9 protein-coding genes are annotated in these 10883 nt (G+C 54.8%); 5 read left to right on the top strand and 4 right to left on the bottom strand.

Going from position 1 to position 10883, the window contains the following annotated elements:
- The 5 genes from MFLA_RS08395 to MFLA_RS08375 are packed head-to-tail and all read left to right on the top strand — an operon-like array spanning window position 1 to window position 4489.
- Entirely contained in the window at window positions 1–912 is a 912-nt protein-coding gene (locus tag MFLA_RS08395; RefSeq protein ID WP_011479861.1) for a type II secretion system F family protein, read from the top strand.
- Between the two features lie 8 nt (window positions 913–920).
- On the top strand, window positions 921–1823 hold the full coding sequence (locus MFLA_RS08390) for a type II secretion system F family protein (RefSeq protein WP_011479860.1): 903 nt from the start codon (window positions 921–923) through the stop codon (window positions 1821–1823).
- Window positions 1824–1826: 3 nt separating this feature from the next.
- Entirely contained in the window at window positions 1827–2585 is a 759-nt protein-coding gene (locus MFLA_RS08385; RefSeq protein ID WP_011479859.1) for a hypothetical protein, read from the top strand.
- On the top strand, window positions 2582–2851 hold the full coding sequence (locus MFLA_RS08380; RefSeq protein ID WP_052286274.1) for a DUF3613 domain-containing protein: 270 nt from the start codon (window positions 2582–2584) through the stop codon (window positions 2849–2851). The genes MFLA_RS08385 and MFLA_RS08380 overlap by 4 nt, the downstream gene beginning before the upstream one ends.
- 9 nt (window positions 2852–2860) lie before the next feature.
- Window positions 2861–4489, top strand: a complete 1629-nt coding sequence (locus MFLA_RS08375; RefSeq protein WP_011479857.1) for a TadG family pilus assembly protein — start codon at window positions 2861–2863, stop codon at window positions 4487–4489.
- Window positions 4490–4500: 11 nt separating this feature from the next.
- Here the strand turns inward: MFLA_RS08375 and sugE are convergent, their stop codons facing one another.
- From sugE to MFLA_RS08355, 4 genes are all read right to left on the bottom strand, one after another.
- Window positions 4501–4818, bottom strand: coding sequence for a quaternary ammonium compound efflux SMR transporter SugE (sugE, locus tag MFLA_RS08370; RefSeq protein WP_011479856.1), 318 nt, complete (start codon window positions 4816–4818; stop codon window positions 4501–4503).
- Between the two features lie 247 nt (window positions 4819–5065).
- Window positions 5066–8206, bottom strand: a complete 3141-nt coding sequence (locus tag MFLA_RS08365) for an efflux RND transporter permease subunit (protein WP_011479854.1) — start codon at window positions 8204–8206, stop codon at window positions 5066–5068.
- A 13-nt stretch (window positions 8207–8219) separates the two neighbouring features.
- Window positions 8220–9272: an efflux RND transporter periplasmic adaptor subunit gene (locus MFLA_RS08360; RefSeq protein ID WP_011479853.1), complete on the bottom strand. Its 1053-nt coding sequence runs from the start codon at window positions 9270–9272 to the stop codon at window positions 8220–8222.
- A complete protein-coding gene (locus tag MFLA_RS08355; protein WP_011479852.1) occupies window positions 9269–10720 on the bottom strand; it encodes a TolC family protein in 1452 nt (483 codons plus the stop codon). Before MFLA_RS08355 ends, MFLA_RS08360 begins: the two co-directional genes overlap by 4 nt.
- Window positions 10721–10883 lie beyond the last annotated feature (163 nt).

Below are 10883 nucleotides of genomic sequence, written 5' to 3'. Positions count from 1 at the left end.
ATGAATAGATGGATATTGCTGTCAGTGTGTATCGTGCTCATGGCACTAGGTCTGCTGTTGTGGTCTGCCAGCAGGCAAAAGCAGCTCCAGGCAAAAGCCCGTGTTAATTTCGAGCAGGCTCTGCCTTATTTTGGACAGATAGAAAACTTGTTGCCTGCTCGGGATAAAAGCTGGGCCTCACGTGCCAAGCTGCGTTTCTCGGTCATTTACGGGTTTGAGCTGGCAGCATGGCATACCGTAGCCTTTGGAGCAGGGCTATTACTCCTGTTTGCATTCGCCAATAGCTATATGGAGGCATGGCAGGCTGGACTGTGCATTGTGGTGCTCACTGCCATTTTCCTGGTGGTCATTCCTTATATCCGGTTGCAGCGCCGCCAGCGCATCATCGTCACACAAATCCCGCTGTTCATTGACCAGGTATCGCGGGCGCTGTCCACTGGCAAGAGTGTGGAAGGAGCCGTGCGCAGTGTCACGGAAGATATGCAGATGCCGTTGCGCGCAGTGCTGGATCGTGTGGTGCGCGCGACCGACCTTGGCGCGGGTTTCGCCGATGCCATGCAAAAGGCTGCAGAGTTGCACCATATCAAGGAGCTCGGGTTGATTGCCCTGGCAATCCGGATCAGCAGCAATTACGGAAGCTCGCCACAGGAGATGCTGAAAAGCATTGTGCAGATGATACGCCAGCAGGAACAGGCTCAGCGTGAATTGGCAGCCATGACCGGAGAAACCAAGATGACCGCCTGGGTATTGTCACTGACTCCCTTGCTGATCGTGGGCTATATGTTTATAGCTAATCCTGGCTACATCGACATGATGTTGAATGATCCATCCGGCGCATTGATATTCAAGGCCGCATTGGCGATGCAGGTTGTTGGCGTCCTGATTTTCTGGCGCATGATGAAGAGCATCTAGGAGTCATCATGAATGCCTGGGTGGTGATCAGTGTATTGGGCCTGTTGGCGGGCAGCGTGCTGTTGCTGGTAGCGGAGTTCTCGAAGAGTATTCGGTATGATGCCCATGCACGGTTCGATGAGATATTTGGTCGCAAGCGCAGGCTTAACCTGCCTTCTCCCGCCCGCGGAATCGAACATGTCATTGAGCGGCTTTCCATTTTGCCCTCCAGCAAGGATCCGGAGATTCTCAAGCTATTGGTGCAGGCTGGATACAAAGGCAAGGCCCGTGTCGTGTTCAACGCTGTCATACGTATCGGGCCGGTGCTGACAGCGGTGGGCACATTATTGGTCAATCTGGTGCAGGGACAAGACCTGTTTCACTGCCTGGCATCGGCCTTGTTCGGATTTGCCCTGTTCTATGTCGGTATCCGCTATCTATTGCGCTGGCTGGCCGCCCGCCGGCGCAAGATGATCAGCAAGGAAATCACGACTTTCCTGTATATGCTGGTCATGCTGTTTGATTCAGGCCTTTCGCTGGAGCATTCGTTGCGCATCATGGTGGAGCAGGCTAGCGACATCATGCCCCATCTTGCGCAAGAGCTTGAGCGTGTGCTCGCCAGGATCAGGGCCGGGCAAGACCAGGGAAAGGCCTTGATGAGCATGAGCCAAATGCTGGATATCCCGGAGTTGAGCGAAGCGGTGGCGATGTTGAAACAGGTGGCGCAGCAGGGGGGGAATGTGCGCGACTCCATCATGCGTTATGCCGCTCTGATTGAAGAGCGCCAGTTCTCCCATTTGCGTGAGCGCGTCAGCAAGCTGTCGGCGAAAATGACCATCGTCATGATGATCTTTATGTTCCCGGCATTGATGATTTTTATTGCAGGGCCGGGCTTTATCGGCTTGGGCAAGGCATTGAGCGGACAGGGGTAGGAAATGAAAATATATCGATGGATCACCGTATTGTGCATTGCTGGCCTTTCATTGCCAGCATTGCCTGTACTGGCGGACGGCAAAGAACAGAAAGACGGGAAACGTGGCTGTGCGGAAATGACACAGGAAGACAGAACGCAACTGGAAATGATTGCCAAGGTGCTCGCCGAAGGCAAGGCCTATGCTGCACTGGCATTTCTGGATGCGGCAAAGCTGGATTTGCCTGTAGCCCGTTTGTACCGTGCCCATGCCTTGCGCCAGACGGCACAGTTTGAACAGGCGGGAGAGTTGTACCAGCAATTGATCTCGAGCTGCGTCGGGGGCCTGGCATATCAGGGATTGGGCTTGCTGGCTGAAATGCAGGAGCAGCACGAGACTGCCATTGGCTTCCTTAAAGTGGCGAGCAGGATGATGCCTGTGGATAGCAAGGTCAGGGGGGATTATGGCTATGCGCTGATGATGTACGGCGACCATCAGGCAGCGCTGAGCGAACTGCTTACCGCGATCGAGCTGGATGGTAATAATCGGCTCGCCATCCATAACCTCATTATGCTGATGTACAAGACGGGCCAGGACGAACGTGCCACACAGCTTGCAAAAGACTTCAGCATCGCAGAACAGTATCTGCAGGAAATTCGCCAAGCCAGCGGCCTGCCTGCATTCAAGGTCAACCAGCGTCAGCAATTCTCATTGGGTGGTTGCTATGGCAATACCCAGCTATGTACTGGCATTTTGAGTCCCAGATTGGAGGCAGTGCAATGATGGTGAAACGACAATTAATCGTCCTGTTATCCGTGAGCATACTCTCTATAAATGCTTTGGCGGAGGTGGACAACCTGGATTCCGAGGGAAAGCCCCTGACGCAGGCAGAACAATGGCTGGAGCTGCAACGACAAGGCAGCCAGGCATCCTTGAACAAACAGCATCTTTCAGGTCCTGTCATGGAAAATATCCATAAAAGGTATCTTGAAAGCTTTACGCGGCCTATTCCCGAACGCTTTGACCCAGGCCAGTTCAGCCGTCAATGATGATGGGCGATGCATAAAAACACCAAAAAAAAACAGCAAGGCGCTATTGGCCTGTTCGGTGTTCTGACGCTCCTGATGGCGGTGCTGTTCGTGGCTGTCGCCGTCGATAGTGGGCGCCTATGGATGGAGAAGCGCAAGCTCCAGAACATTGCCGACATGGCGGCCATTGCAGCCGGCGGGCAAGTGGGCGGATGTGCACAGAATAACAGCAGTGAGGCATACAAGGCAGCGGCACAGGCAGCTGCTGCAGCCAATGGGTATCAGGGGAATTTGCTTGCAGCTCCCAATGCAGTGCAATTGGGTGGGTACCATACAGATAGTGATGGCATACGTACATTCGCTGCGAATAACGAACGCAGTGCAGTGCGTGTCCTGGCAACGCAGGAAGTGCCTTCCAGCTTGTTTGCGGGCGGAATATTCAATCAAAGGATTGTGTTGCGGACGGAAGCTGTGGGGGCTGTGCGTACGCCCTATGCCATGTTTCGTGTTGGTTCCACGATTGCAAATGTCAACTTATTGAACAATTTGCTGGGAAGTATTTTGGGGGCTGACGTCCGCTTACTTTCATATGATGGGCTTTTGAGAACCAACATTCATTTGCTTGATTTGGTGAACGCGAGCCCCAATGTTGGATCAGTGTCGGAACTGTTGAATGCGAATATCTCACTAGGAGATTTCTTCACGCTGCTGCAGACAACAGTGGATCGGCAAGGCAGTGCGTCTGACCCTGGCCTGGGTTCTGTCGTTGAGAGCTTGGGGTACTTGGCTACGCGCACAGTAAATTCCCTGGACTTGAGGCTGGGGGATGTCGTGAAAATATCCAATCCAGACCCTAATGCGGTGGCAAGCACTCAAGTCAACCTCCTGAATCTCATTACGACAGCTGCTTTTGTTGCCAATGGTAACAATTTCATTGACCTGCCTTTGGCTGTCAGCCTGCCGGGGTTGGCTGAGGTTTTAACCAGAATCAGGATTATAGAGCCTCCGCAGTTGGTGATCGGCCCCCCTGCAGGCGGCATGAGCAGCGCCGCATGTACGATAGCCAGGACAGCGCAAGTCCGGACAGAAACCATTATTAAGGTTAATGTGTTGCTTGCCTCCATTGACCTTCGGCTCAGTCTCGATGTTGGGACTGGTCGGGCAGAGCTGATGGAGATCAAGCCTTCAGGGCCAGGAAGAACGCAAGTCGTTGTCAATGCATACCCCGGACTTGCCGCATTGAGGTTGACCAATAGTGAAAATGAAGCACCGGCCAAGGTGAATCTTTTATTGGGATTGATACCTCTGGCAGAAATTGGCTTGAATGTGCCAATCGCACAAGCTGCCCCCAGTACCATGACCTTCTCGGTAGAACATCCTGCCAAAGCAAGCTTGCCCATGGAATTGAATAGCTATAGTGGACTAGGGCGTAGCCTGGCCGGATTTGCTCAGGCGGGAAGCCTCGATATTAAGGTGCTAGGCCTTGATTTGGGCGGAATACTGGATCCCATCGTGAGAACATTGGTCGTTCCCCTGTTGGCAGTCGTGACCGGGTCAATTCTCGACCCATTATTACAGTTGCTTGGCATCAATATTGACGGTGTCACTGTCATCCTTGACGATGTGAACTCGGGCAGTACGCAAGCATTGATCCGGTGATGACTTCAATACTATGGTGTTGCCAGCTTGAGTCCAATGATACCGACAATGATGAGGGCCACACTGAACAAGCGAACGAGGCTGGTCGGTTCGTTGAACAGGAAAATGCCCATGATCACGGTGCCCACAGCCCCAATCCCTACCCAGATGGCATAGGCAGTTCCCATTGGCAGGGAGCGCATCGCCAGGCTCAGCAGCACCACACTGAGCGCCATGGCGACGATGGTGCCGAGGCTAGGCCAGAATCGCGTGAAGCCGTGACTATATTTGAGGCCTACCGCCCACACGATTTCGAACAAGCCCGCAACGAATAGGGTGAGCCAAGCCATGAAAAATCCTTGATGAGTATTGTGTCAGCCGCTTCTATGGCGGCAGTCGTTATCCTTGAATGGCCCTTTGGCTAAAGTCCAGCCTGGGCCAGGTGAAGTCTGCAGGCAAACCAGCTGGCCATCCAGCTTGCTTTGCCAGAGATACCAGGGAGCAGGGGCCGCAGCGAGCGGCGTAGACCACAGTAACGCCAGCAGAATCCATTTTCTTGCCGATTCCATGCGGCTATTTTACAGAGAATCCCAACCTTCAGGCCACCGGCGCCTGCATATACACAGGCTTCTTTTCGAAGCGTCCCAGATGCAGCATGATGGCAGGCATGATGAGCAGGTTGAGCAAGGTGGAGGTGACCAGCCCGCCGACAATGATGGTGGCCATGGGACCTTCGATCTCGCGACCTGGTTCTCCGCTGCCGATGGCGAGGGGCAATAATCCCAGGCCGGTGACGAGCGCCGTCATGAGGATGGAGGGCAGCCGCTCCGATGCACCGCGAATGGCAGTATCCAGGTTCCATTCCAAGCCCTCATGGTCGATCAGGTGCTGATAATGAGAAATCAGCATGATGGAATTGCGCAAGGTGATGCCGAACAAAGTGACGAATCCTACCATGGAGCCGATTGATATCCAGCCTCCGGCCATGACGGCGGCAAAGATACCGCCAATCAAGGCAAATGGCAGGTTGAAAAAGGTCAGCAGCAGGTTACGCAGGTTGCCAAGCGCGATATAAAGCAGCAGGAATATGCCGCCGAGCGCTAGCAATGAGTGGGCGATGAGCTCCCGGCTTGCCTGGCTGCCGGCCTGGGCTTCGCCGCTGAATGCGAGATAGTTGCCAGGGGATAGGGTCACGTCGGTATCGATCTTATGCCGCGCGCGCTCATAAAAGGCCTGGATGTCGCCTTCCTTGACGTTAGCCGTGATGGTCTGGATGCGCTTTGCACCTTGGTGCAGGATTTTCGACGGTCCGTTTTCCTGGCGGATATCCGCCACATCCTTGAGCTGGAGCATGCGGCCTTCAATGTTGCGCAAGGGCAGGTTGCCTACCTGCTGGATATTTTGCCTCGCGTCGGGCGCAAGCACTACTGCTACGCCAATGATGCGATTGCCATGGTAGACCTGGTTCACCGGCATACTTTCATAGGCAATGCGGATGGTATCCAACACGTCGCTCGGATGCAGTCCGAATTGCAGCAGTTTTTCCGGCAGCAGCCTGATGACCAGCTCGGGAGTGCCCGGTGGAGATTGAATCGTGACATCGGTGGCTCCCGGGGTGTCGGCCAATGCTGTGGCCACTGCTGCTGCATCGCGGTTTAGCCCGTCGAGGTCTCGCCCGTAAATGTTGACGACCAGAGGGGCGGCATAACCGGAAATTGTTTCCTCGATGCGTTCGGTCAAGAAGGTATTGATTGCAAAGTTGACCCCGACGAATCCAGGATAACCAGGCCCGTCATCATCTACGCCGGATAGCTTTTCCCGGATTTCTTCGAGGATGCGTCGTTGTTCTGCGCCTGAAAGCGAGCCGATCTCGATTTCGAACTCGCTGTAATGGGTGCCGAAGGTGTCTGCTGCGTTTGGCGCACGGCCTACCCATTGAGCCACCGAGCGTACCCCATCGATGCTCTGCAACACTTCGGTGACTTTCCTGCCGATACGCAGGGATTCTTGTTCCGAGGTACCGGGCACGGCCGTCATGTGCATGATGTAGTGGCCTTCGTGCAGGCTGGGGATAAACTGGGTCTTGAACAGCGGCAAGGTAGTCAGGCCCAGGGCAATCAGCATCAAGGTGGCGCCGATCAGGATTTTGTAATGCTGTTCGATCACTCGTAGGCAACGCACATAGTGGCGCTTGATCAGGCGGATGATAGGTGAGTCCTCCGTTTCCAGGTTGGCGGATTGACCAAGTAGCAGATAACACAGAGCAGGCGTCACGGTCAGCGCAATGACCAGCGAAGCCATGATTGCCACAATGTAGGCTAGGCCCAATGGGGCAAACAGCTTGCCGGCCACGCCGTCTATCATCAGGAGGGGTAGAAAGACCAGTGCCACGATGAACGTGGCATACACTACTGAGCTGCGTACTTCCATGGAAGCCTGGAACACAACCTGGTGCAGCGGTGCAGGCGTTGGCAGCAGCCGGTTTTCCCGAATGCGGCGAAAGATGTTTTCCGAGTCGATGATGGCATCGTCCACTACCTCGCCGAGCGCAATGGCCAGGCCACCCAGTAGCATGATGTTGAGGCCAATGCCAAATTGCTGGAGTATCAGGATGGCGGCAAGGAGCGAGAGAGGGATCGCAGTTGCGGAAATCAGTGCGGCGCGGACATTGAACAGAAACAGGAACAAGATGCCGATGACGAGAGCAGAACCTATGAGGATGTCAATCTGCACACTATCGATGGCAGTCTCGATAAAGTTGGCCGGCCGAAACAATGCGGGATGCAGCGTGACCTCACGTGCATCCAGAACGGGTCCGAGTTCTGCCAGAGCCGATTCCACTGCCTGTGTGACGCCCTTGGTGTTGGCCCCGAGTTGTGATTGTATCGACAGGTATATCCCGTCATGACCATTGATGGCCGCGGCGCTGATAGACGGTGCTGCACCCTCAACGACCTGGCCGATGTCGCTGATGCGCAGTGTCTGGCCTGCTAAATGTAGCAGGGCAGTGCGCGCCAGTTGCTGTGGATCCAGGGCTTGGCCTTCTGTATTGATGATGATGCGCTGGTTATTGTTCTCGATGAAGCCTGCGCCGCGGATGGCGGTACTGCGGCTGACTGCATCCACGACTTGCTGCAGCGACACGTTGTAGCGCACCAACTTGGCAGGATCCACTTGAATATGAAACTGCCGGACCTGGCCTCCAAACACATTGACATCCGCCACTCCCTGCACGGACATCAAATGTGGCTTGATGGTCCAGTCCACCAATGTGCGCAGTTCGCTGAGCGTCCTGATGTCCGACGTGAGCCCGATGCCAAGCACCGTGCTGGCGGAGGAGGTCAGTGGCGTGATATTGGGGACAATACCTGTAGGCAACGTGTTGCTCAGCGTGGAAAGCCGTTCGGCGACTACCTGTCGGTTGCGGTAGATATCGGTGGATTCGTCGAAGATCACCGTGATGACGGACAGTCCGGGAATGGACTGGGAGCGTATGCTGGTGATGCCGACGGTGCCTGCAATACCACTTTCCAAGGGTTGGGTAACCAGCGACTCGACCAATTCGGCCGATAGGCCGGGAGATTCGGTTTGGATGACTAGCTGGGTCGGGGCGAACTCGGGAAAGACATCGAGGGGGCTATGTACTGTCTTGTAGACGCCATAGACCACCAGCATGAGTGCCAGTGCTACCATCACGCCGCTGTGACGTATGGAAAAACGGATCAGGGCCGACATCATGGGGTATCAGCTCCTAATCATCGTTCTCGTTGGTGATCTGGTACTTGAGCTCTTCCGAGAGCAGCAATTGAGCACCGCTGGTCACGATGGTGTCACCAGGCCTGAGCTTGCCATGGTTGAACCAGCCATTGTCACTTTCGATTTCCGTGCTGATGGGTTCACGCACAAATTTCTCGACGTCTTGTTTGCGGTACACCCATGCCTTGCCGCCATACCAGACGACAGCTTGTTGTGGGATCACTACGCCGGTCATCATGTTCTGCGTGTCCAGCTCCCGGGTGCTGAGGCGCATGCCTGCGCGTAGATTGGCGGCCGGGGCGGTATAAAAATAGGTTTTGCCTTGCAGTACAGGATCGGCTTGTGGAGACAAGGCAAGCAAGTGAGCCGTGATAGGGGAGATGCCGCTGCCTACCGGGGTCACCTGCAAATTTGCAGTGGGTTTATCTTGTTGCGGAGGCAGGACGATGCGCAGCAGCACCTGCCTGTATTCGAGCAATGCTTGAATGTCAGCACTGGGTTTAGGCTCCAGCATGCCTAGACCCAAGGTTTCTCCCCATTGTTGGCGAGCTGTGTGCCGTAGGTTGTCCAGCGCTGCCTCGTGTGCTTGCAGCTTGGCAAGGTCGCTTTTGTACAAGGCCTCTGCTGCTACCAGCATGCGGTCTGAAATATTGCGGTCATGCTGGTTGAGCAGTGACAGGCGCTCATAATCATTCTTACTGTTGACCAAGGATGCCTGGGCAACGGCAAGGTCGCCCAAGGCTTTCATGTATTGGGTGCGTAGGTTCAATAGCCCGTCCAGGCTGAGCACGCTGCCGAGGCCCTCTAGTATTGGCAAATGCTTGGCTTGCGTGAGCGTTTCGGTACGGATATCGCTTTGCTGCTGGGTTTCCATACTCAATATGATGGTGCTGATGCCCCCCTCAGTATGTATGCGATGAGGGCTTTCAATTTCCTCCTCTTCATTGAATGCCTCGAATTCATCCTTACTGAACAACACTAGCAGCCAGAGCAGTACCACGATCATGCAGGCCTGGACGATGATGACGGCAACAGCTTTCTTGCTCATGAAGCGGCTTCCTCGGCAAATGGGTGGTGGAGGGCAGGACGGCGTGAAGACGATGTCAAGGAGTCGAGGTTCTCCAACGGCAATTGCATACTGTCCTCAAGTGCGGCGGCCGCACGTTGTACCTGGTATTCGGCGGCAAGGAAGCGCTGCCTGGCCAGCACATTTTCAAGTTGATAAGTAGAAAGCTCCAGGCGATCGGCAAAGCCATGCTCGAAACGCAGCCTGGCCTGCTCCGTCTGGGTTCGCTGGGTGTCGTACAAACTTCTGGCTTGCTCAAGCGCCAGGAGTGCAGAACGGTACCGGCTCCGGGCACTGTCCATGGTGGCGATGACTCGGGCTTGCAACGCTTCGAATTGTGCTGCTTCCGTTTCGCGCAACGCTTTGGCTTCAGCAATCAGCCCCTGGTTGCGATGGAGCACGTTCAGGAGACTGGTAATGCCTAGCGACCAAATGTGGAATCCCTCTTCATAGTTATATGAGGGGCCCAGATGGATGTCGGGATACTGTCGTGCGATTTCCAGGCGCAGGCGCGCCTCGCTCGCAGCATAGGCTGCCAGCCCTGCCCGGATATCCACCCGGTTGAGCAGGGCAGCGTCTTGTGCTGTGGTATCAATGAGATTGGCAATATCAAGATCGCGCTGCATTTCGAACAACTGGCTGGTGGCATGTAGCTGCAACGGCAGCTGTTCAAACTTGTCAAGCGGCAGGCCCACATTGCTGGCAAGCTGGGTCTTGAGTTCGTCAATGCGGCCTTGCTCTTCGACCAGGGCTTGTTGTGATTTCTGCCATTGCAGTTTGGCGTTACTCAGTTCTACGCTTGAAATCATGCCGGCCTGCAAACGCAGTGTAAGCATGGAAACGATCTCACTACGTAATTGCACCTCTTCTTTCAGCATAGTGAGGTTCTGGTGCGCGGCATTGAACTCTATCCAGCTTGAAAGCAGCCGGTAGCGAAGATTCCACGTCGTCTGGGCAATATTGAGGCGTGCACTCTCAGAAAGGTTGGACGCCATATCTATCCTGGCCTGGCGCTTGCCGGCCGTTTCGATTGGGATGTTGAAGCGTAGGCTATAAACCTCTGGCACCTCCGGCTCATTGCGGCGGCCTGCAGCAATAGAAACACTGGGGTTGGGGCGCTGTTCCGCAGTGGTAATGGCGGCTATGGCGCGGCTTAATTGGGCGCGGGCAACATCAAGGTCTGGATGAAAATACAGCGTGCAGAGCATCAGCTCTTGCCAGCCCCATTGCTCAGGACGGCTGTCATAGCCCTCCTCGTGCAAATAGGCTAGAAAGCCGCTATCTCCCGTATCGTGCGCCCGTAATGAGACATGTCCATGGGCTGCCACAAGCGGATGAGCCTGGTATTGCTGATAGCCGCATCCCGTTGCCAGCAAGCTGCACAGGGTTATCGTAGTCCATAGTCCGGGCGGTCGTTTTATTGTTTTCATCGCGCCGCCAATGTTCACTCCACCCGTGATGGTACAACCTGCGGTGCTTGGCGGCAATGTCGGCAAGCGGAGTGCCGTTTTTATTGGTGATGCAATTGTTTGTTGTATAGGAGGGTTTGAGTCAAGCCTCAGAGAGGAAGCCTTGCTTTCAGTGACTAGTAGC

It is taken from the genome of Methylobacillus flagellatus KT (genome assembly GCF_000013705.1).
GTDB classification, from domain to species: domain Bacteria; phylum Pseudomonadota; class Gammaproteobacteria; order Burkholderiales; family Methylophilaceae; genus Methylobacillus; species Methylobacillus flagellatus.
This window is presented reverse-complemented; position numbering and strand designations above follow the sequence as displayed.

What these genes read in the sequence shown, in the direction of transcription:
- MFLA_RS08395 (WP_011479861.1), top strand. Translation starts at nt 1, where the DNA reads ATGAATAGATGGATATTGCTGTCAGTGTGTATCGTGCTCATGGCACTA.
- MFLA_RS08390 (WP_011479860.1), top strand. Translation starts at nt 921, where the DNA reads ATGAATGCCTGGGTGGTGATCAGTGTATTGGGCCTGTTGGCGGGCAGC.
- MFLA_RS08385 (WP_011479859.1), top strand. Translation starts at nt 1,827, where the DNA reads ATGAAAATATATCGATGGATCACCGTATTGTGCATTGCTGGCCTTTCA.
- MFLA_RS08380 (WP_052286274.1), top strand. Translation starts at nt 2,582, where the DNA reads ATGATGGTGAAACGACAATTAATCGTCCTGTTATCCGTGAGCATACTC.
- MFLA_RS08375 (WP_011479857.1), top strand. Translation starts at nt 2,861, where the DNA reads ATGCATAAAAACACCAAAAAAAAACAGCAAGGCGCTATTGGCCTGTTC.
- sugE (WP_011479856.1), bottom strand. Translation starts at nt 4,818, where the DNA reads ATGGCTTGGCTCACCCTATTCGTTGCGGGCTTGTTCGAAATCGTGTGG.
- MFLA_RS08365 (WP_011479854.1), bottom strand. Translation starts at nt 8,206, where the DNA reads ATGATGTCGGCCCTGATCCGTTTTTCCATACGTCACAGCGGCGTGATG.
- MFLA_RS08360 (WP_011479853.1), bottom strand. Translation starts at nt 9,272, where the DNA reads ATGAGCAAGAAAGCTGTTGCCGTCATCATCGTCCAGGCCTGCATGATC.
- MFLA_RS08355 (WP_011479852.1), bottom strand. Translation starts at nt 10,720, where the DNA reads ATGAAAACAATAAAACGACCGCCCGGACTATGGACTACGATAACCCTG.